Here is a 20,810-nt window from a genome sequence, read left to right as displayed (position 1 = left end):
TTATGGGAAAGAATATCTCTTGAGCACGAAGGCCGTTGGGCCATCGACAATCGTTCAAGGAGTTTTGGATCATGAAGCATTTTGTCCTTTCCGCGCTGCTTGCAAGTGCCGCGAGCGTCGCGTTGTCCGGCACCGCCATTGCCGCGCCCACCGAGCCGACAAAGGTCACCGCCGCCGCTGCGCGAACCACCGCCCCCGCGCCGGTCACTATTCACCATCGCAGCGCGACGATCGACGGCGTGAAGATATTCTATCGCGAAGCCGGTCCGGCCGACGGCCCCGTGGTTCTGCTGCTCCATGGCTTCCCGACCTCGTCGCACATGTTCCGGAACCTCATTCCGCAACTGGCCGATCGCTATCGCGTGATCGCCCCCGACTATCCCGGCTTCGGCCAGAGCGACGCGCCCGATCGCACGAAATTCGACTATAGCTTTGCGCATTATGCCGACATCGTCGACGCGCTGTTGGGCCAGGTCGGCGCGCGGAAATACGCCATGTACGTGATGGATTACGGCGCGCCCGTCGGCTACCGGCTCGCGCTGAAGCATCCCGAGCGGGTGAGCGGCCTGATCGTCCAGAACGGCAACGCCTATGCCGAAGGCCTGCGCGAATTCTGGAACCCGATCAAAGCCTATTGGAGCGACGGTTCGGCCGAGCACCGCAAGGCGCTTGCGGGCGTCCTGACGCTCGACGCCACCAAGTTCCAATATACGCATGGCGTCAAGGACCCAAGCCGGATCAGCCCCGACAATTGGGTGATCGATCAGGCGGGACTGGACCGGCCGGGCAACAAGGATATCCAACTCGACCTATTCTACGACTATCGGACCAACGTACCGCTCTATCCACAGTTCCAGGCGTTCTTCCGCGAGCACAAACCGCCGACGCTGGTCGTGTGGGGCAAGAATGACGTGATCTTTCCGGTGGAGGGTGCGCACCCCTATCTGCGTGACCTGCCGGGCGCGGAACTTCACCTGCTCGACACCGGCCATTTCGCGCTCGAAGACAAGCTCGACGAGATGGCGCCGCTCATCCGCACGTTCCTCGATCGCAAAGTGGCGGATCGCTGAGCGCACGAAGCGGAAACCGTGCCGCAGCGAGCGGCGGTGGCCGGCGCATGCCGCCGGCCACCGCTCGCATTTTTGCGACCGCCAATTCAAGGTCAGGGCTCTCTGCTGCGCGCTCGAGGCGTCGAATGGAATTGGCGCGCCCGGCAGGAAAGCGCACCATTCTCACAAAACCGCAATTTTACGTCAATTTCTTTGGGCCAGAATGAAAAATTAGGACCAACTCTAGGACCAATCATCCTGCCCCTTGTTGGTAGCTTGAACAGATATTTGGGCGTCGTTGCAGCCGGTCGTGCCGCCGAAAGGTGGGCGACAGTATGCCGGTCAATTCACTTGTCCGCCAAAAAGTCTTCCGATTAGCCCCCTTTGGGGCGGTAGCGGTTCCACCTCGGACGAGCAGTGATTACAACGTACAGCTTCTCGTCTGATCGCTTCGGCACAGGAAGGGCACCGCCGCAACGCGCCCGATTGGAGCCCGGCTTTGATCTCTTTTAATTCGGCCTTTCGGCGATCCGGGCTTGCCACTGCCACTGCAAGAAGGGCGAGTGGTCCGAATAGGAAGCCTAGGACTAACCACCCAAGCGTGTTGCGCCCTTTTCCATGCGCCACCAATGCGGTTACGAGCGCGAAACAAATCAGGATAAATAACAGCGTTTCCATTCCCGCTGCCTCCTAAAATGCGCGCTTCGGCGGCTGAACGACTTTGCATTTTCCGGTGTCGACAACCCCAAGGAACTCGCGCGAGAACGTAAGATTGATCCGACTGACCGAGAACCGACCGCCCTTCCACGTCACCTTGTCGGCGGCGAAAGTCGCGGGAAGAGTACCGCTCGCCTGTGGGTGTTCAAAGGACACCGTCTTCGCGCGCTCGTCCAGAGCGAGTTTCCAAATGATGTCGTCGCCTTCACCGCCCGCTGTCATGTTGCATTCGAGATAGGTGATCCCCTGCGCGGCGGCAGGCGTTGCCGCCGCCGCTGCCAGAATAACCATCACCGCTCCGAAAATCTTCGACTTTGGCATCTATACCCCCTTTGTTGATCACTTGATCCTAGTCGCCCGCGCAGTCCGCTCAAGAGAAAAATGACCCTTATACAGGGTGGCGAGGTTCGGGATACGGGGCTTTGCCATGCACGATGGAAGCGAGCACGATCCTCGGTCAGAACATTCGTCGAGTTAGGAAGGGTCAGGCTCTTTCCCAAGAACATCTGGCATTTAAGGCGGGCGTTTCGCGATCATTTATGAGCGATGTGGAAACAGGCCGCAGAAACCCAACGATTGAGGTCATCAGCCGATTATCGGCCGCTCTTGGAGTTCAAGCGTCCGAACTCGTCGCGGGCATTCCTGAATTGGCGACGACGCCCCGGCGTAAGAAGAATTAGGCCGGTAGCGTCGATGCTCTTATAGCGGCGAATACATCTGGCTGTTTCGCGATGATCATCGCCTCCGACCGAGACATTTCGATGGTCCGCAATCCGCAAACCCAATCGTCCGCCTCCGGAAACTCGGCCAACTTCGCGCCCCAAGCGTACGGCCGTTTGAAGCGTCTATGCACATGGAAATGGCATGACTTGCATATCGGACGGCTCGTTAGCGGACGATGATATATCTCCGTATGCCACTGCGGCGCTTCCAGAGCGTGGCATAGGCCACATCGGTGCCGGCCCCCCAGCAGACCTAAATCTTCGGCAACCCGCACTTTCTGCCATGCAACGATCCTCTCGCGGCCTGTTGCGCCATTGTAAGGGCCAGGAATTGGCCAGCCCCATCGAGGTACGCGGCACCCGCTCGCAATTGCGTTATCAACGGCCCGTTCTATCAAGATGTCAGGCGGCAGCATTTCACGAAATCGAACGATCATGGGACACCGAGCAGGTCTTAATCTGGTCGGCGATGCGTTGACAGCGATGCAACCCGTTGCAAATCTGATCCGCCAACATCAGCAGCAACTCGGCAGGCTGATCGGCAGCTTGGCCTTCAACCGCCAAACCGTGCAGGTCTTCGAGGTTGCCCGTCAGCGTGGCGTAGAGTTGTGTCGGGTCGCTCATACCCGATCCTCCGCCAATAGGCGGTATACTGACGCGCGAGACACCTGCAAGCGGGCGGCAATGCTTGAGGGACTTAAGCCCTCCTCCGCCAAACGTCGCATCTCGGGCAGCTTTCGCCGGGCTGTAGGAGCACGCCCGTGATAGCGACCTTCCAGCTTCGCACGCGCAATGCCGACCTTTTGACGCTCCAACATTAGCGCCCTCTCGAACTCTGCGACTGCGCCGAACATTGTGACTACCATCTTCCCGGTCGGGCTTTTTGTGTCGATTTCGCTTCCACCAAAGTCGAGCACCCGCAGGCCGACGCCCTTTCTCTCCAGCGTTTCAATAATACCGAGAAGGTCGGCAACCGACCGGGCCAGCCTGTCCAGCTTGCACACAACCAACACATCGCCCTCACGCACGAAATCGAGAGCCTGTCGAAGCTGTTCGCGATCCCGAACCGAGGAAACCATTTCCGAGAAAAGTCGGATACACCCGGTTGCCATCAATTGCTCGGCTTGAGCATCAAAACCCGCTCTCTGGTCATGTGTGCTGGAGCGATAATATCCAATAAGCATTTGATCATCCTTCCTTTATTGGATGATCCTACCCTCCCGGTTGGTGCGGTCTAGGGTGATCGCAACGGGCGTTTAGTGTTATGCCCCGTCATGCCTCATCGACCGCCACCAGCGTCAAATTCATCTATCATCGCTAAGTGAACATCAAGGTAGGGAGCCGTAAGCGAAAATCGTTTTGCTCGTCCATTTTGATCCCGCGCGCGGATCAACCGTCTCTCAAGGATGCCCAGCTTCTGTAAATTCCCAAGGGTTGCCGGGGGCGCATCAGCCTCGGTTATCGCCCCGTCAAACAGTAGACGATTTAGTATTTGGGCCGCAAGATTGGCATCCTCCCCGCATGATGCACAAATTTGCTCGATCAGTGTTTCTATGTCCGCAATCTGGGGGTGATCGGGGCCAGCGAACAATTCGCCAATCGCATTCCACCTAACGGCACCAATCAGGGCGCGCCGTTCCTGCTCTAAAATACCGAATAGCCGCATATTACCATCCGTGGGGCTACCGAGCCGCGAGTAGTCTCCTTTTCCCTTTCTGCGGATTTCAAATCGCAGTCGATCCCGGAGTTTTGCATAGATTGCCAGCCGCAATCCTTCTTTGAGTTTCAGGCTTATCGAGAAGCGCGAGTTCTCTCGATGAAATGACGATGCTTCGGGTACGTATCTCCAAAAATCGACAGCGTGATCAGCAGCGAGAAGGGCGTTGCCGCCTCGACGCACGGTTGAGACCGCCTGACGATGGTAACGCTCGAAGTATGCTTCAACAGGTGACACCCTCACCTCACCCCAATGTAGACTGACTTCCCCTGACGGCGAGGACATGCGGTTCGTAGGTTCGTTGGCGACGTCAAACGGAGCCTCCATTTGCAACGCGTTGCAAACCCTGCGGAGGCGATCACAAAAGAGGGGCAGAAAACGCTCCCAAGGATCGGCCCCTAGCCTATCTCGCAGGTATCGCGGGGCCGGAAGCCAGTTATCCGAACCATCCAACGACGGGCTAATCAGCCCGGCTTCGGCTTTCGCGAAAAATGACACCGGCGACAGACCAGCAATTTCCTCCCACATTTCAGCAGGCGACATAGCGTTGCCAAATCTGGCAAGCAGGTGGGCGAGCGTGCGAGTGGGATTAACAGTCAGATTGACGTGGATGCCGCCGTGGTCGCTCCGGGGAGAGGTTATGCGGACCTTACACTCCGAGATGGTCGAGCCATTTTGACTACGGCTCATGTTCACCGTCATGTTTTTGGGTGAGGTCTGCGGCATATTGAACCACTGCACGTCCGGCAATGTCAGCATATTCCGGAACATGGCCTCGCCGGTGCCGGAGTGGCTGAACCAATGCCCGGCCACAGACACTTCCAACTTATCTAGGCCGACCTGCACAAGCGACGGCATCAAGTCGACCGAGAAGCCGACCATGGAAGCAGCGCGATCTCTTTGCCTTGCACGAATGAACCGTGACCGATCAGCTGTATTGTCGGTCATATTCCCCCCATCCCGAAATAACTTCCCCTCTACAGAGCAATGCGGGGGATCAGGCAAACGCTAGGGCCATGCGAAAGAGCCTGCTAGGGTCCAAGGCTCATTGAGAAACGTCCAAATGAGGAAAATCGAAGCTGTGTGGCACAGATCGCACCCGGTGCCGTCGTCTTCCAAAGGGAAGCCTGTGCGATAACCCATTCCATTGAGGGATGTCATTAATCGCAAGTTTTATCACGTAGAGCGCGAGGACGTTGATCGAAGTCGAACTGGCGGCAATATGCACTCCTCGAAAACCTTTTCTGGTGTATTCCGTCCGAAAGATTATGACGTCCAATGACGGTCGAGGGGAACGGGTGAATGACGAAAGCGCAGGAAAAGAGGGCTTTAACTGCGCTCCGCGTGCGGCAATGGGACAAAGGATGGGATGAAATTCCATTTGACCCTGCACAGCGTCGCACGAAGCCTCTGCCCCACTTTTATCTGTTCTCCATTCCAGCCGTCGAACTTCGCTCTTTGTGCGGTATATACCGGCGCAGCGCAGAGAAGATGGCATCGCGGACAGACGATCTTGGCATTCAGCGTCAACACGACGGTGAGCGATCCGAGGAGATTTCGAGGTTTGTTCAGTTCGGGTTCCCATGGTCCACGATAAGCAAGGCCAAGCGGAAGACGGAGGAGTATCACGACCTCCGCAAGCCGGGCTGGCTCCCCACAGCTATAGTGATCAATATTCTTCGCCCCGAGGATCTGCGCCGGGGAGCCAAAGTGCACGAGCAGGACCAAGTCGCCATTGCGGACGACGGTGATGTTTCGCGGCTGTCGCTTCCCTATGCTTCGTGGTCGGCAGATTGGAAGTCGACGGGGCTGCCCCCATTTGAAGTTATCGACGGCCAACATCGCCTGTTTGCATTCGACGACAGTTCCAGCCTTGATTTTGAAGTACCGGTCGTCGCATTTTATGGTCTCGACATAAGCTGGCAGGCCTATCTTTTCTACACAATCAACATCAAGCCAAAGCGGATAAACCCAAGTCTCGCGTTCGACCTCTACCCCCTGCTCCGGAGCGAAGATTGGCTGGAGAGAGCCGAGGGGCACTCGGTTTACCGGGAAACCCGAGCGCAAGAGATTACCGAGAGCCTTTGGGCGCACCCACAAAGTCCATGGTATGACCGCATCAACATGCTTGGCGAGCGTGGGGTTGAGGGCGTCTCGCAATCGTCGTGGATTAAGTCGATCATGGCGACATTGATCAAGCCATGGACACAGCGCGGTAGCAATACCGGAGGACTATTCGGCTCTCGATTGGAAAACGAAGAAGAAGTGCTGGGTTGGAACCGGGCGCAGCAAGCAGCATTTTTGATATTCTCGTGGCGCGAGTTAGAGAGGGCGGTGATCGCGCTTAAGACCGGTTGGGCACAGAACCTCCGCGCTATCCGGCATACGACCGAAGAGAAACCAAAGACTGATCCGGCGTTCGGTGGCCAGTATTCGTTGATTGCGTCAGATCAAGGCGTGCGTGGGTTTCTGCAAACGCTTAACGACGTCGCCTATTTCAATGCCGCGAAATGGAAACTCGGTGATTGGCATGCCGAGTTGTCTTCCGCTGCGGCGGACAATGACGCGGTAACGCAGGCGCTCGCGACATTTGAAAAGACCGATGCCGCAAACCATGTTCGCGAGTTCGCAGCCGATATTGCGGCCTTTGACTGGCGAACAAGCAGCACTCCGGATTTAGACGAGCAAGATAGACGCCGGAAGCTGGTCTTCCGTGGAAGCGGCGGCTACAAAGAACTTCGCCTCCAATTGCTTGAGCACCTTGAAAAAAACAGCAAATCGTTCTCGGAACTCGCGACGAAGATCAAAAATCAGGTATTTGATCAGTGACGCTCACTCCGGGCGCGGTTTCGCGCATTCAATCGACGTCGCGGGCGGATGTCGAAAGCACCGTCGCTGACTTGCGCCGATATTTTTCTCGCAGCCAATGGCTGGCGGATAACAATCGCTATGCCCGTGATACAGTTGGAAAAGTCAGAGAAGACTTCCACTCGACCGGCACTTTCACGACGCGGAAGCAGCAAAATCTATCACACTACATCGCGGCCAGCGGGACGATCCACTGCATCGACGGTTGGGGTTTTCTCGGGACCTCATTAAGCGCGCTGTTGCGGGGAGACAGCTACACTGCTGTGCATATGGCTTACTATGCCGAACTTCGAGCGGCAATGTCCGGGCTAGCATCTGACGGCATCTGCGTTCTTAACAAGCAGCACGCCTCCATAACTAGGCCCAATATAGCCGAGAAGCTGCCCGGAAGCACGGCAACCCACGAGTTCGCATGGCTCGCTCTTCAAGAGTGGGCTGGCAAACCTAGCGTAGCAAACCTTATGGCGGAGACGATCACGCCATTTCTCATTCCACTTCGCGAATGGTTCGCTTCCTTGCCGGGGAACTACAAACTACAGCCCGTTGCCCGCAAGTGGGTGCGAAAGTGGGGCCTCGATCTGCGCCGAATGGCTGATAATTCGCGAGGGGATCGTCAGGCGCGGAACGATGTAAGTTATCGTCCGACTATGCTTCTCGGCCAAACACCGGTTGATGCAGGATCGGCGGTTCGATTTGTGCGTGCACTATGGCGCTATTGTGAGCCGGTAGGATCCTCGAAGTTCGAGCGACTTGATCGGCTGTTGCTCCGGGCAACTGTTAGGGCAGTTTTTGAAGGGCGAAGCGGAAACACGGCATCAAGCGCAAACGCCGAGTTTCGAGCGTTTGTAGACCAGTTGGTGGATGCACAGAACTTTCCATCCGCGAGAGGGGTCAGTGAAGCTAAGGATTTCCTGAAATCTGACCCACAATCGGAGCCGGAAAACATTCTACACATCGCGGCGCTGCCCATTACGAACCATCCGCATTCGCATCTTGGGGTTATCGCGCGCGCATTTCTCCTGTTGCGCATCTCGACCGGCATCATTGACTACACTCTCGGACAAGCGGGCGTATCGAATAGCGAACTGTCGTTCTGGAAAGACAGCCTGAACACTGGTCGAGGCATCTCTCCGGACGGTGCCATACCGGATCCCGCGACCGATCTTTGGACCGACATCGCCGAGGCTCTTGCAGACATCGAGAGTTTCCCTACTGACGCTGCAAATGATGCAACCTACGCTAAGCTGCGAGCGGAATATGAAAGGCCAATCGTCCAACTCACGGGATTGGAAGCGATACCGATGTGGGCGATAGGAAGCGTGTAGATGCAGCCCCCCTATCTTAAATATATGGGGTCGAAGAGGTCCATGCTGCAAAACGGCCTTGGCGAGTTAATCACTCGCGAAGTGGAAGATTGCAGCCGCTTTTTTGACCTTTTTGCTGGATCGGCGGCAGTGGCACGTTTCGTAGGCGAGAAGTTCCCCGTTCCCGTCGTCGCGAACGACCTGCAACAATACAGCCGGGTTCTGGCGCAGGCCATCTTGCATCGAGTTCATCCGCTGAAAGGTGCGGAAATCTGGACGGCGTGGGATGCTCGCGCATCGAAGAAGCTAAACGCCGCGCTTGATGCCCCGCGCGACTTCCGCACGGCGTCCGATATTGCGCGTCACCGAGAATGGTCAGCGCGTCAAATTGGCTACCCCGTCACCCAATCTTACGGCGGACACTATTTCAGCGCCCACCAAGCGATGGCGTTCGACGCCTACCGGTCGACGGTATCCGACGACGTTGTGATTGGATCCGTAGAAATCGCAGCCATCATCATCGCAGCGAGCCAATGTGTTGCCGCGCCGGGCCATACCGCGCAGCCGTTCCAACCGTCTGCCACGGGTATCAAGTTTATATCTGAAGCGTGGCGACGAGATCCTCACGCTCGTGTCCGGGACGCATTGATGGGCCTCGCCGAACGCCATGCAAAAGTGATCGGGGAGGCTCATAGCGCAGATGCGAACGAACTGGTTTTAAATACCAAACGTGGAGACTTGCTGTTTATCGACCCGCCCTACTCCGGAGTGCACTACAGTCGATTCTATCATGTGCTGGAAACGATAGCGGCAGGCGAATGTGGGGAAGTAAGCGGCAACGGCCGCTATCCTTCTAGAGAACAACGACCGAAGTCGGACTATAGCCTGAAGACGAAGTCTCTAGTGGCAATCACCAACCTGCTGGAAAAGATTGCCGTTCAAGGGGCGTCGGCGATTGTGACATTCCCAGACGCCGAATGCTCAAATGGACTTTCGGGCGAGCAGGTCCGCGAAGTGGCGCATCAGCTTTTCAGGGTTGAAGAGTATTTGGTGCAAAGCAAGTTCAGTTCGCTTGGCGGTAGAAGCGATGGCCAGAACGCACAGGCTGGTCGAAGCGCACGCACCAATGCCAACGAAATCATATTTACGCTCCGGCCCGCCTAAGCGATGGAAAAGCGCATCGCAGTCATCAAGACGGGCTGGTCGGAAGATTTTATGGGAAGCCCGGTAGAGGCCGCTCATAAGCACGTTCGCAAGTTCAAGGACGGGCACGAAAAATACAACTTTCTTCGCGGCCCTGATGGAAGGTTCTACGCATATGCACCGCCAGTCGGTGGATTTGAAGTTGCCCCCAAACCGAGAAACCTAGAGGGGTGGCTGGTCTTTTCTGTAGCCAAATCTCCTCATCGGCCCGGCCTGTATCTTACCGGTTGGTACGAAGACGCGACATTCGAGGGCACTTACACGCCCCGTCCCGAATACCTTTCTAGGCGAACTGCCCTTCCACTCGACGCTCATGGGGGAGAGTTCTCTTACACCCTTTCTGCGGACGATGCGGTCCAGATAGACCCGAACGTCGAGCCATTCGTGTTTCCCGGCGACCACATGAAGCGGTCTCCAATCTACTATTTGAGAGGGAATGGCGAAAAGGCAGAATGGTGCGCCAAACTGGCCCAAAAGCTGCTGGCCGTTCGGCGCCGCTATCTCAACGAAAACCGGTCGGTGGAAATACGAGGGGCTGGCTCGGGCAGCGGTGGGATTTGCTCCGATCCCGAAAGAAGAAAGGAAGTGGAAGAAGCGGCGGTAACTACCGTCAAGAAGCACTTCCCCAAAAGCAAGTTTGAGATTGATGATCGCCAGATGGACAAATGTGGGTTTGATCTGCTCGTCCGAAGCAAATCCGATCCACGCGACGAACTTCACATAGAAGTTAAGGGGACGCAGAACGCCAACCCCCATTTCCTGATGTCGCATCGCGAATATGCTTACATGCTCGCAAATGTGAGGCACTGGAGGCTCGCGATGGTTACGAACGCCCTGACAAAAAGTCCGAAGCTGGAAATCCTAAACGCGCAGGAAGCGCAGGCGCGGTTCTTTTGGAAAGAGTTTACATGGCATGCGACGGCAAAGCCATGAAGGGGAATTGCTGCATAACCCTGCATTGCAACCCGTTGTATCCCACCCCCTGTCCCGTTTTACATCCCAATCGTAAATGACTGAAACAAGGAAGACCTTGTCGGCATCTTGCAGAGTTATTGCCGGAAAACGGCAAAGAGCGTCAGCTTGGGAAGCCGCTAGCGGAAATTGTGATCATCCCTCGCGAGGTATCAAAACAAGGCCGGGATAGCTCACCCGTTCAAGCGCGCCGGTCAACTTTTCGAGCGAATATTTCGTCCCGTAGTTCTTTGAGACACCCGCGCTCCAGCGGCCTGTGATCGCATTCCCGACAGGCGTATCGTGCAGATCAACGCGCTTTAGCGCATCCTCGAATGAATGCCTCAAGCTATGGAATGACAGGTTTGTTCCAACGAGTTTCAACTTGTCGATCTTACGGGAGAACCACTTCGATGTTCCGTCTCCCCACTTCCCAAGCTGGTGCCGTTTCACATCAGGAAATAGCATTTCGCGTTCAGCGACCCTTGCCGCTTCGACAAATCCCCAGAACCCGAGCCGGATCAGTTCTGGATGAACCGGCACCCTCCGGCTCTTTCCATTCTTCATCGCTCGGTCGTCCGGACGATGACGAAAATCGAAAAACGCGACGCCATTCTCCATCACCATTTCGTCAACTCGCTGACCGCAGATTTCTGTCAGGCGAGCACCGGAATACAATGAGACAAGGGGAGCCCAGTAACGAGACGGACGCTCCGTGATGTCATGTTTCGGGTCGTTCCATGGACTGGCCGCGAAGAGCGTGCGTAGTTGCTCGATGGTGAATGCGTCCCGCTTGTCTTCCGGCGCAACCGGATCGGGGACCTCGATGTCCGCCATGGGATTTCCCGAAATCCACGCCTGATCCCGTCCGTATCGGATGACAGCGCCTAGTTTGTTCAGGTGGCTGTTGACCGTGGCTGGACTAATCGGCGCAAGCCTCAACTCGGCGGAAATACGGATCACTTCTGAAAGTGGCTTCTCCGCAAGTGCAGGCATTTTCTTATAGTTAGCGGGTATAAGACGTAGCTGATCCCGCACCTTCACACAGAAGTCGTGATCAATCGCAGAGAGCACCGTGTCACGTCCGCACACCTCCTCAATGACACGGAAAATGATGATGTAGTTCTTCGATGTCGATGCGGACCACCGCAGGCTCCTCGCGGCCTTGAAACGCTCCAGAAGGTCGCCGAGGTTTCTCGGCGCATTTGACCTCGTAGGCGGCTCCTTATCGAACAATGGATCGGCTTCTGGATCAGCAGAAAATGAGCCCTCAAGAAGGCGCAGTTCATTTTTATACGCTTGGAGCCGCGCGCGCAGCATGAGCCGACACATTCGTTCGTATCCGGCCGACAACTTTTCAAGAGCCCAACCCTGTCGTTCACAAAGCCCATCGACATCGAAAGACATCAACTGCCATTGGTCTGCGTCATAAACGTCGGCAAAGTGGTCGATCATTTCTCGGAAGCCTTCAGCCCTTTGCTTCCGGCTGATCGCGGCGCTTCCATCTGGCGAAACGTTCTTCCTGCGCAGATGTATCATGACCCTCTGGAAATGGTCATAGGAGGCGGCTTCCATCTCTTGGAGAGACGGTTCAACACCATGAATGATAGGCGATCCTGCGGCGTTGGCGGGTGCTCCTCGCGCGCTCTTTATTGTATCCTTGAATACCGCGACGGTGCGATAATACTCGCTCTTCGCAGTCGCGTGATCGCGCCCAAACGACTTCTTGAGTTCGCCCTTGCCTAAAACGGACCGGACGGCGCTCGGCACCTGTACCCGCACAACTAGGCTTCGGCCGACCTCGTAAAGATAGTCGTATCCCGGAACACGCTTTTTGCCGCTCATCACCCCTCCCCATTAGGACCAACCTTAGGACCAAATGGCGCGCAATTGTCAAAGGTTTCTGCGCGTTTTGCAGTATTCCGAGACATTTAAGGAAAATGGCGCGCCCGGCAGGATTCGAACCTGCGACCACCCGCTTAGAAGGCGGGTGCTCTATCCAGCTGAGCTACGGGCGCGCAGCGCTGCTTGCGTCGCGCGGCGAATAGCGCGGTTTGCGTAGGCTGCAAAGCGGGTTAAGCAGCGGCCCATGATCGATTCCGATGCCCCGCCCGCTAAACCCGCCCATGTCAGCGCCGCGAGCATCCGGCATTTTCGCTATTATGACCTAGTGATGGCGGCGTTCGTCGCGGTTCTGCTGCTCAGCAACATCATCGGTGCGTCGAAATTGTCGATGGTCGGCGGATTCACCTTTGGCGCCGGCATCCTGTTCTTCCCGGTCAGCTATGTGATCGGCGACGTGTTGACCGAAGTCTATGGCTATGCGCGCGCGCGCCGCGTCATCTGGACGGGGTTCGGCGCGCTGCTGTTCATGGCGGTGATGAGCTGGATCGTGCTCGCGATGCCGCCCGCACAGGATTGGTGGTGCAGCGGCGCCGACGCGCTGACGCTCAAATCGGGCGACGCGGGCGGGACGGGCGCGGTGTGTCAGGCGAGTTATGAAAGCGTGTTCGGCAGCGCGTGGCGCATCGTCCTCGCCTCGATAGCCGCCTTCTGGGCCGGCGAATTCGTGAACTCCTATGTCCTTGCGCGGATGAAGCTTGCGACCGGCGGGCGTTTTTTGTGGATGCGCACGATCGGGTCGACGATCGTCGGACAGGGTATCGACAGCCTGATCTTCTATCCCATCGCCTTCCTCGGCATCTGGGAAAACGAGCAGGTGCTGCTCGTTCTGACCACGAACTGGGCGATGAAGGTCGCCTGGGAAGCGGCGCTGACCCCGGCAACCTATCTGGTGGTGGGGGCGTTGAAGCGGCGCGAAGGTGTCGACGTGTTCGACGAAGGCACCGACTTCAACCCCTTTGGAGCCAAGGTCTGACGGCATGACATTGATCGAATTCGCCGCGCTGTTCACCGAGCGCAAGACCTGGCTCGTCACCTCGACCGATCTCAGCAAGGATGCGCTGCATATCTATTTCGGACTGGCGCTGTTCGTGGCGGTGCGGCTTATGTGGCGCTGGCGCGGAGGATGGCTGGTCGCGTGGCTCGCGGTGCTGGCGATGGCGTCGGGCGGCGAATGGCTCGACATGTCGCTCGAAGCGCAACGATCGGCGATCCAGCCCGACGCCGCGCATTGGCACGACATCTGGAACACGATGTTCTGGCCGACGGTCCTGTTGCTGATCGGACGCTGGCTGCATCCCGAGGCAAAGCCCGCGGGCGATGCCGCGGGAGAGGTATCAAGCGAGGACGCCGAGCGCCGCCTCGAACAGGCGTAGCCCGTCGGTGCCGCCGTGCGCGCGGTCGATCGCGCGTTCGGGATGCGGCATCATGCCCAGGACATTGCCCGCATCGTTGAGCACGCCCGCGATATCGCGCGCCGAGCCGTTGACGGCATCGGCGTAACGGAACGCGACGCGCCCCTCGCCCTCGATGCGGTCGAGCGTCGCCGCGTCGGCGAAATAATTGCCATCGTGGTGCGCAACGGGGATGTTGATTTCCTCGCCCGCACTATAGCTCGCGGTGAACAGCGACTGGCTGTTCTCGACCTTGAGCGGCACGGTGCGACAGACGAAGTTGAGCCCGGCGTTGCGCATCAGCGCGCCCGGCAGCAGCAGCGCCTCGGTCAGCACCTGGAAACCGTTACACACGCCGAGCACGGGCACGCCGCGCGCTGCGGCATCGGCAACGCTGCGCAGGATCGGCGACCGCGCAGCCATCGCGCCCGAGCGCAGATAGTCGCCATAGGAAAAGCCGCCGGGCAGCGCGATAAAGTCGGTGCCATCGGGCAGCTCGGTCTCGCGGTGCCACACCATCGCGGGCGCACGGCCGGTGACCTGTTCCAGCGCGACCGCCATGTCGCGATCGCAGTTGGAGCCCGGAAAGACGATGACGGCGGTCTTCATGGCGTGCGCTCCCTTTACGGACGTTCGATGCGGTAGTTTTCGATCACCGTGTTGGCGAGCAGCTTGGCGCACATCGCGTCGAGGTCGGCGTCGCTCGTACCATCGGCGACGTCGAGTTCGATGAAGCGGCCGGCGCGGACGTCGGCGACGCCGCCGAAACCGAGACCCTCGAGCGCATGATGGATCGCCTTGCCCTGCGGATCGAGCACCCCCGGCTTGAGCGTCACATAGACATTCACTTTCATGGGGCGGACCTTTGCTTTTTGGCGGGCGGGGAAGATGGGCGCGCCTATGCCCGCGAATCACTTTGGGGGCAAGGGGCGGCGGGCCAAGCGAACGGCGAAAAATACCGCTGTTCGGATTGCGAACCAGTCGCATCTTTCCTGTTGCGAATCGCTCGCACTATCCCTACATCAGCCTTGTTGAGAAGGATTCGCACATGGTCGTCTGTGTCTGCAACGCAATAAGAGAAAGCCAGCTGCGCGATGTCGCGCGCGATGGCCAATTGCGGTGCGCCAAGGCCGCCTATGCGCAATTGGGTCGCAAACCCAAGTGCGGACAGTGCCTGCCATTCGCTCGCAATATCATCAGCGACGTCGCCGCGACCGCCTGATTTTTCTTGGTTTTCCGCCATTTTTGACCTTGGCCTGATGGGGTTCGGGGGCGTATAATGCGCTCACTCCATTCCAAGACAAAAATGACAGGAACGACACCATGAAGGGCGACGAAAAGGTCATCGATTTTCTGAACGAGGCGCTCAAGAACGAGCTGACCGCGATCAACCAATACTGGCTGCACTATCGCATGCTCGACAATTGGGGCGTCGCGAAGCTCGCCGCGTTCGAGCGCGAAGAATCGATCGACGAGATGAAGCATGCCGACAAGCTGGCCGATCGCGTCCTCTTCCTCGGCGGCCTCCCCAATTTCCAGATGCTCGGCCGGCTGCGCGTGGGTGAGACGGTCGAGGAGATATTGAAGGCCGACCTCGCGCTCGAAGAAGAGGCGATCCCGCTGCTCAAGGATGCGATCGCGCATTCGGAAAGCGTGCGCGACTATGTCAGCCGCGACCTGTTCGCCGACATCCTCGAAAGCGAAGAGCATCATGTCGACGAACTCGAAAAGCAGTTCGAGATGATCGAGCGCATGGGAATCGAAAATTATATCCAGCTTCAGTCGAAGCCTGTCGGCGACGATTGAGGCCACCGACCTTCGTCATTCCCGCGAACCCGGGGCCACCGATGTTATAACTCGGCGGTTCTCGGGTTGTGGTTTGTCGTTGACGAAGTCAAGGATGCCCATGAGCGAGCCGTGGAGGGTGGCATGAACCTCGCCGCGCTTCGCGCCGGGATGCAGCACGATCCTGCCGACAAGCGACCGGATGTCGCTTGAAGCATCGAGCCGCGTTGCGGGGTCTTTGAGCGTTTCGGTGAGCGCCGCCACCTTGCGCTTGTAGATTTCGGCAATGCCGGGATGGATGTCGGGGATGCCCTGCGGCGCTTCGGCCAGTCGCGCGGTGATCTCGACCCGCTCGCGTTCCAGCTCGGCCATGCGCGCCTTCATCGCCGGCTGATACAGGCCATCCTCGATCGCGGCCATGATCCCCGCGACAGCCTTGTCGATCCTTGCGAGCCCGCGCCGATCGGCATCAGCCTGAATGCGCTGTTCGCGGTTCTCGCGGTTGATATGTGCCGCATAGGCGGCGACAGCAGCCTCGATCTTGTCGGCCGATACGAGCCGGTCGGCAATGCCGGCCAGAGCGCGGCGTTCAAGCTCGGCACGCTTGATCGTCCGATTGTTGGAACAGGTGCGGCCGCGATGATGACCGACGCAGCCATAGCGGTCGCCCACGACAACCGCATAGGTTCCGCCGCAGACGCCGCATTCGAGCAGGCCGGACAGCAGATAGGCGGGACGCCGCGCATTCAGAAGCGCCCGCGCCTGCGCCGCTTCCCTGATACCGGCATGGCGTTCGGCAAGCGCCTGTTGCTGGCGCTTGGCCGCCTGCCATAGCGCATCACTGACGATGCGAAGATCGGGAACCTCGTTCCGGATCCATTCGGATTCAGGATTGAAGCGGGTGACGCTCTTGCCGGTGCCGGGATCGGTCACATAATGTTTATGGTTCCAGACACGGACCCCGACATAAAGCTCGTTGTTGATGATCCCGGTCCCGCGCCGGACATCGCCGCGGATGCTGGTGTCACGCCATACAAGCCCCTTCGGGCCGGGGATGCCGTCAGCGTTGAGGTCACGCGCGATGGCAAGCGGACTCTTCCCGTCCGCAAACTCGTGGAAGATGCGCTCGACGATCAGCGCCTGCACCGGGTCGATCTCGCGCTCGCCGCGCACCAGTTCGCCCCCGCTGGTGAGACGTCGGACCATCCGATAGCCATAGCCGACCGCCCCGGCAGAAAAGCCCTTCTCGACGCGCCCGCGCAGGCCGCGATGCGTCTTCTTGGCAAGGTCCTTGAGGAACAGCGCGTTCATCGTGCCCTTGAGCCCGACATGCAGCTCGGAAATTTCGCCCTCGGCGAGCGTGACCAGCGGCACGCGGGCAAATTGCAGATGCTTGTAGAGCGTCGCGACATCGGCCTGATCGCGCGACACCCGGTCGAGCGCTTCGGCGAGCACGATATCGAACTTGCCCGCCTGCGCGTCGGCAAGCAGCGCCTGGATGCCGGGGCGCAGGATCATGCTCGCGCCCGATATCGCGGCATCCTCGTAATCGCCGACAAGCTGCCAGCCTTCGCGCGTCGCACGCTCGCGGCAGATACGCTGCTGGTCGGCGATCGACGCCGAACTCTGCTGGTCGGAGGAATAGCGGGCATAAAGCGCGGCACGGATCATGATGTCTTCCTTTGGAGTGGCGGGGAGCATCCCCGCACAACCGGATAAGACAGTGTCGCGCCGGGATACCCTAGCGTCAACGCTTTAGCGGGTTCGGTTTTTCCCGCCCGGTTCATTGTCGTTGGCGGCTTTCCGCACCCGGATATGCTCGCGTGCGATATGCCGCCCGATCGCCTCGGCGATGCGCGTCAGCGCCGCGTCAACGGCAACGGGATCCGGAGCGACGTCATTGTCGTTCGCAGCCGTGACAGGCCGCGCGCGGGGCGCGTCATCCTCTTGCACGATCGCCCTCGCGGGACGCGGGGTTGTCGTTGTCGGCACGATAATGCACGGGATCGGCAATCCAGCGTTCGATGGCGGATTCATGCCATCCGGTCCCGTGAACACTGATTTTCAACTGTGCCGGGAACGTCCCTTCGGCGATCTTGCGATAGAGGGTCGAGCGCGACAGCCCGGTGCGCGTGAGGACGGTCCGGAGGCGGATAATCCGTTCGGGGTTAGACATGGGGCATACTCCATCATCTGACGGTTGGTGGCAGCCCCTGGGTGAAGAATTGGCGATTCAGCCGGGCTTTGCAAGGACATGGGCACGCCCGTGCCGCCCGCGCGGCGGGCTCCGGCGTCGCTTGTCGTCCCTCGGCGTTCGCTGTCGCCTTCCGGCGCCGCCCAATATTTTTCCCATGCCGTCCCGATCGGAAGCCGCGTCATATCGAGGAAGGTTTGCCTTCGGCCCCGCGATGGTCGCTGCGCCTATTTCGGTCATTTCGAGTAGTATTTGTAGTATGTTGTATGATACTATCTGAATCATCATCCGATCAAAGGACATCACCCCATGGCCCTCACCCCCGAAACGGTCTGGCGTGCCGCCGACGAACTCGACGCCGAAGGCGCCAGGCCGACCCTCAGCGCCGTCCGCAAGCGACTGGGCCTCGGCAGCTTCACCACGATCCAGGAGGCGATGGTCCAGTGGAAGGCCCGGCGCGAGCAGGCCGCCGCCGCGCCCCAGGAGCCGCCGCCGCCCGACCTCGCCGAGCGGGCCACCGCGCTGGCCGGAGACATCTGGGGCCTCGCGCGCGCCGCCGCCGATGCGACGCTGGCAAGCGAGCGGCAGCAGATGGCGGCCGAGCGCGAGACCTGGCGGGCCGAACTCGCCGAGGCGATCGAAGGCGCCGATGTGCTCGCGGCGGACAATGAACGCCTCGCGGGCGAGCTTGCAGACCTGCGCGGGCAGCGCGATCGCATGACCGCGGAACTCGCGCTCGAGAAGCGCCGCGCCGGGGACAGCGAGGAGCGGGCCAGCGCCGCTGCGGTCAGCGAGCGCGCGGCGCTCGATCGCGCCGCCCATGCCGAAGGGCAGATCGCCGCGCTCGAGAAGCAGCTTGCCCGGCGCAAGCCCGCGCCGAAGGCGCCCGACGGGAAAACCGCCTGAGCCGAAGCGCGACTGGCGCGCGAACTGGTTCGGGAGCCGAGGCTGACGCCCCGTCTCGCCGGCTGACGCCGGATTGATCACTGATGCAAGGGACCGGCACTTCGCGCCGGCCCGTAAGGACATCGCGCAGGCGCGCAATGGCGGTGGCCTCCGGCCGTGCGGGTTAGCCGGTCGCTCACCTGTGAGGCCCGCCCGGCAGGGTGCAACCCCTCTCGGGGTTCTCCACATTGTTCCGACCCTTCGGGTGCGCCCTGCCTTCATAGCGGACCTCTCCGGTCGCTCTCGCCGCCCACCCCGCTCAGCCGGGGCTGCGGTGGTTTGGAAAGTGCAAAGGAGAAGATCCGTGGAACTCAAGCATATCGAACTGTCGCAGCTTGTCGTGTCGCCCGCCAACATGCGCGGGATCACCAAGAAGCCCGACCTCACCAATATCCTGCCCTCGGTGCGGGCACGGGGCATCCTCGTGCCGCTTATCGTCAGGCCCGGAGCGGAAGACGGGAATTACGAGATCGTTGCGGGCAAGCGGCGCTACCATGCGGCGCTGACCGTCGCCGAGGAACAGGGTGGCATCGATCCGCTGCCTTGCGCGGTGATGGAGGCCGGTGACGATGCGGCGGCATTGGAGGCCTCGCTGATCGAGAATATCGCCCGCCTCGATCCCGACGAGATCAATCGCTGCGAAGCCTTCACCCGCCTCGTCCGCGAAGGACGGAGCGTCGAGAACATTGGCCTCACCTTTGGACTCACGTCGTTGCAGGTGAAGCGGACGCTTGCCATCGGCAATCTGCTGCCGCGTATCCGCAATCTCTATCGCACCGACAAGATCGATGTCGTCACGATGCGCCACCTGACGCTGGCATCCAAAACGCAGCAGCGCGAGTGGCTGGCGCTGGTCGATTGTCCCGAGAAGCACGCACCCACCGGCACGAGCTTGAGAGCGTGGCTATTCGGAGGCAGCGCGATTGCGGCCAAGGTCGCGATGTTCGACCTTGCCGACTACACCGGCGAGATCGTCTCCGACCTGTTCGGCGAGGACAGCTATTTTGCCGATGCCGACGCATTCTGGACCGCGCAGATGACCGAGGTCGAGAAACAGGCGGACTTCTATCGCGAGACGGGATGGACCGATGTCGTCATCATGGAGCGCGGCGAGTATTTCAATAGCTGGGAGCATGAACGCTGCCCGAAGAAGAAGGGCGGCAAGGCCTTCGTGACCATCAGCCATCGCGGCGAGGTCGCTTTCCACGAAGGCTATATCACGATGAAGGAAGCGCGGCAGCGCGCCAAGGGCAAGGCCGGTGCCGATGCGGCCAAGCCGGTGCGTCCCGAGGTCAGCGCTGCATTGAGCAACTATATCGACCTCCACCGTCATGCCGCCGTGCGCGCCTCTCTGCTGTCCGATACGGGAACCGCGCTCCGCATGATGGTCGCTCACGCCATTGTCGGATCGCATCTGTGGCGGGTCGATGTCGAGAAGCAGCGCGCGGCGAGCGATGCCATCGCCGAGAGCGTCGAGGTGTCGGCAAGCGAAGCCACGTTCGATACGAAGCGCCGCGAGGTTCTGGCCTTGCTCGGCTTCGATCCGGAGACTCTCACCGTGGTTGGCGGCTATGACGGCGATCATGGTATTGCCGGGCTGTTCGCCCGTTTGGCGGCTCTGTCCGATAGTGAGGTAATGGGCATCCTTCCCGTCGTGATGGGCGAGACGCTTGCGGTCGGCAGCACCCAGGTCGGCATGCTGGGTCAGTTGCTCGGCACCGATATGCGGACCTGCTGGCAAGATGATGCGGTTCTGCCCGGCCTGATCCGCGACAAGCCGTTGCTCACCGCAATCATTGACGAGGTTGCGGGTGCCGACGTGGCCGAAGCCAACGCCGGGGCGACCGCCAAGGTGCAGCGCGGCATTCTCACCGACTGCCTCGCTGGCAGCAATGGCCGGACGAAGGTCGAGGGATGGCTTCCTCGCTGGTTCGCTTTTCCGCCGTCGGGATATACCGATCGGGGCGGTATCGGCTGTGTCGAACGGAGCGGCAGCATCGCGCCGCTTCTCGTTCCAGTCGAAATTGACGCCGAACCGGAAATGCGCCAAGCGGCCTGA

At 59.5% G+C, this 20,810-nt stretch carries 21 protein-coding genes and 1 tRNA gene; 12 read left to right on the top strand and 10 right to left on the bottom strand.

Annotated elements, in window-relative coordinates; genetic code table 11:
• Positions 1 to 71 precede the first annotated feature (71 nt).
• Positions 72 to 1,070 carry an alpha/beta fold hydrolase gene (locus tag FG91_RS08280; protein ID WP_200878422.1) on the top strand — a complete coding sequence of 333 codons (999 nt, stop codon included), beginning with the start codon at positions 72 to 74 and terminating at the stop codon, positions 1,068 to 1,070.
• A 669-nt stretch (positions 1,071 to 1,739) separates the two neighbouring features.
• Here FG91_RS08280 and FG91_RS08275 read toward each other — a convergent pair.
• Positions 1,740 to 2,087 (bottom strand): hypothetical protein, encoded by a 348-nt coding sequence (locus FG91_RS08275; protein ID WP_152568052.1) that lies wholly within the window; start codon positions 2,085 to 2,087, stop codon positions 1,740 to 1,742.
• A 113-nt stretch (positions 2,088 to 2,200) separates the two neighbouring features.
• Here FG91_RS08275 and FG91_RS22590 point away from each other — a divergent pair, with 113 nt between their 5' ends.
• Positions 2,201 to 2,446 carry a helix-turn-helix domain-containing protein gene (locus FG91_RS22590; protein ID WP_037513997.1) on the top strand — a complete coding sequence of 82 codons (246 nt, stop codon included), beginning with the start codon at positions 2,201 to 2,203 and terminating at the stop codon, positions 2,444 to 2,446.
• A gap of 459 nt (positions 2,447 to 2,905) precedes the next feature.
• Here FG91_RS22590 and FG91_RS08265 read toward each other — a convergent pair whose 3' ends face one another.
• The 3 genes from FG91_RS08265 to FG91_RS08255 all read right to left on the bottom strand — a co-directional run bounded on the left by FG91_RS08265 (position 2,906) and on the right by FG91_RS08255 (position 5,153).
• Positions 2,906 to 3,112, bottom strand: coding sequence for a hypothetical protein (locus FG91_RS08265; protein WP_037513995.1), 207 nt, complete (start codon positions 3,110 to 3,112; stop codon positions 2,906 to 2,908).
• Positions 3,109 to 3,672: a recombinase family protein gene (locus FG91_RS08260; RefSeq protein WP_037513993.1), complete on the bottom strand. Its 564-nt coding sequence runs from the start codon at positions 3,670 to 3,672 to the stop codon at positions 3,109 to 3,111. Before FG91_RS08260 ends, FG91_RS08265 begins: the two co-directional genes overlap by 4 nt.
• A gap of 95 nt (positions 3,673 to 3,767) precedes the next feature.
• Positions 3,768 to 5,153 carry a hypothetical protein gene (locus FG91_RS08255; RefSeq protein WP_152568051.1) on the bottom strand — a complete coding sequence of 462 codons (1,386 nt, stop codon included), beginning with the start codon at positions 5,151 to 5,153 and terminating at the stop codon, positions 3,768 to 3,770.
• A gap of 354 nt (positions 5,154 to 5,507) precedes the next feature.
• Between FG91_RS08255 and FG91_RS08250 the strand changes: the two genes are divergently transcribed.
• Genes FG91_RS08250 through FG91_RS08235 form a run of 4 tightly spaced genes read left to right on the top strand, consistent with a single transcriptional unit; the run spans position 5,508 to position 10,513 of the window.
• Positions 5,508 to 7,034: a DGQHR domain-containing protein gene (locus tag FG91_RS08250; RefSeq protein ID WP_037513990.1), complete on the top strand. Its 1,527-nt coding sequence runs from the start codon at positions 5,508 to 5,510 to the stop codon at positions 7,032 to 7,034.
• Positions 7,031 to 8,398, top strand: a complete 1,368-nt coding sequence (locus FG91_RS21730) for a hypothetical protein (protein ID WP_152568050.1) — start codon at positions 7,031 to 7,033, stop codon at positions 8,396 to 8,398. The genes FG91_RS08250 and FG91_RS21730 overlap by 4 nt, the downstream gene beginning before the upstream one ends.
• Positions 8,399 to 9,541 (top strand): DNA adenine methylase, encoded by a 1,143-nt coding sequence (locus FG91_RS08240; protein ID WP_037513986.1) that lies wholly within the window; start codon positions 8,399 to 8,401, stop codon positions 9,539 to 9,541.
• Positions 9,542 to 9,544: 3 nt separating this feature from the next.
• Positions 9,545 to 10,513 (top strand): protein NO VEIN domain-containing protein, encoded by a 969-nt coding sequence (locus FG91_RS08235; RefSeq protein ID WP_037513985.1) that lies wholly within the window; start codon positions 9,545 to 9,547, stop codon positions 10,511 to 10,513.
• 174 nt (positions 10,514 to 10,687) lie between these two features.
• On the opposite strand, the gene FG91_RS08230 is transcribed toward FG91_RS08235, so the two are convergent.
• Both FG91_RS08230 and FG91_RS08225 read right to left on the bottom strand, forming a co-directional pair.
• Positions 10,688 to 12,376, bottom strand: coding sequence for a site-specific integrase (locus tag FG91_RS08230; protein ID WP_037513983.1), 1,689 nt, complete (start codon positions 12,374 to 12,376; stop codon positions 10,688 to 10,690).
• Positions 12,377 to 12,472: 96 nt separating this feature from the next.
• Positions 12,473 to 12,549, bottom strand: a tRNA-Arg gene (locus tag FG91_RS08225).
• A gap of 71 nt (positions 12,550 to 12,620) precedes the next feature.
• Here FG91_RS08225 and FG91_RS08220 point away from each other — a divergent pair.
• Both FG91_RS08220 and FG91_RS08215 read left to right on the top strand, forming a co-directional pair.
• On the top strand, positions 12,621 to 13,409 hold the full coding sequence (locus tag FG91_RS08220; RefSeq protein WP_037513982.1) for a queuosine precursor transporter: 789 nt from the start codon (positions 12,621 to 12,623) through the stop codon (positions 13,407 to 13,409).
• Between the two features lie 4 nt (positions 13,410 to 13,413).
• Positions 13,414 to 13,809 carry a hypothetical protein gene (locus FG91_RS08215; RefSeq protein ID WP_037513981.1) on the top strand — a complete coding sequence of 132 codons (396 nt, stop codon included), beginning with the start codon at positions 13,414 to 13,416 and terminating at the stop codon, positions 13,807 to 13,809.
• On the opposite strand, the gene purQ is transcribed toward FG91_RS08215, so the two are convergent.
• Together purQ and purS are read right to left on the bottom strand one after the other, a co-directional pair.
• Positions 13,771 to 14,436 carry a phosphoribosylformylglycinamidine synthase subunit PurQ gene (gene purQ, locus FG91_RS08210; RefSeq protein ID WP_037513980.1) on the bottom strand — a complete coding sequence of 222 codons (666 nt, stop codon included), beginning with the start codon at positions 14,434 to 14,436 and terminating at the stop codon, positions 13,771 to 13,773. The two genes, FG91_RS08215 and purQ, sit on opposite strands and share 39 nt — an antisense overlap.
• A 14-nt stretch (positions 14,437 to 14,450) precedes the next feature.
• Positions 14,451 to 14,681: a phosphoribosylformylglycinamidine synthase subunit PurS gene (purS, locus tag FG91_RS08205; RefSeq protein ID WP_037513977.1), complete on the bottom strand. Its 231-nt coding sequence runs from the start codon at positions 14,679 to 14,681 to the stop codon at positions 14,451 to 14,453.
• Positions 14,682 to 14,875: 194 nt separating this feature from the next.
• Here purS and FG91_RS08200 point away from each other — a divergent pair, with 194 nt between their 5' ends.
• Both FG91_RS08200 and bfr read left to right on the top strand, forming a co-directional pair.
• Positions 14,876 to 15,049 carry a (2Fe-2S)-binding protein gene (locus FG91_RS08200; RefSeq protein WP_037513974.1) on the top strand — a complete coding sequence of 58 codons (174 nt, stop codon included), beginning with the start codon at positions 14,876 to 14,878 and terminating at the stop codon, positions 15,047 to 15,049.
• Between the two features lie 101 nt (positions 15,050 to 15,150).
• On the top strand, positions 15,151 to 15,633 hold the full coding sequence (bfr, locus tag FG91_RS08195) for a bacterioferritin (protein WP_037513972.1): 483 nt from the start codon (positions 15,151 to 15,153) through the stop codon (positions 15,631 to 15,633).
• A gap of 15 nt (positions 15,634 to 15,648) precedes the next feature.
• Here the strand turns inward: bfr and FG91_RS08190 are convergent, their stop codons facing one another.
• Together FG91_RS08190 and FG91_RS08180 are read right to left on the bottom strand one after the other, a co-directional pair.
• A complete protein-coding gene (locus FG91_RS08190; RefSeq protein ID WP_037513971.1) occupies positions 15,649 to 17,283 on the bottom strand; it encodes a recombinase family protein in 1,635 nt (544 codons plus the stop codon).
• Between the two features lie 268 nt (positions 17,284 to 17,551).
• Positions 17,552 to 17,788: a helix-turn-helix transcriptional regulator gene (locus FG91_RS08180; RefSeq protein ID WP_037513968.1), complete on the bottom strand. Its 237-nt coding sequence runs from the start codon at positions 17,786 to 17,788 to the stop codon at positions 17,552 to 17,554.
• 327 nt (positions 17,789 to 18,115) lie between these two features.
• Between FG91_RS08180 and FG91_RS08175 the strand changes: the two genes are divergently transcribed.
• Positions 18,116 to 18,712 (top strand): DNA-binding protein, encoded by a 597-nt coding sequence (locus FG91_RS08175; RefSeq protein WP_052187414.1) that lies wholly within the window; start codon positions 18,116 to 18,118, stop codon positions 18,710 to 18,712.
• A 343-nt stretch (positions 18,713 to 19,055) separates the two neighbouring features.
• Positions 19,056 to 20,810 (top strand): ParB/RepB/Spo0J family partition protein, encoded by a 1,755-nt coding sequence (locus FG91_RS08170; RefSeq protein ID WP_037513966.1) that lies wholly within the window; start codon positions 19,056 to 19,058, stop codon positions 20,808 to 20,810.

Origin of the sequence: Sphingopyxis sp. LC81 (assembly GCF_000756375.1) — a bacterium.
Lineage (GTDB): Bacteria > Pseudomonadota > Alphaproteobacteria > Sphingomonadales > Sphingomonadaceae > Sphingopyxis.
The sequence above is the reverse complement of the archived record's forward strand: the minus strand, read 5'-3'. Positions and strand labels throughout refer to the sequence as shown.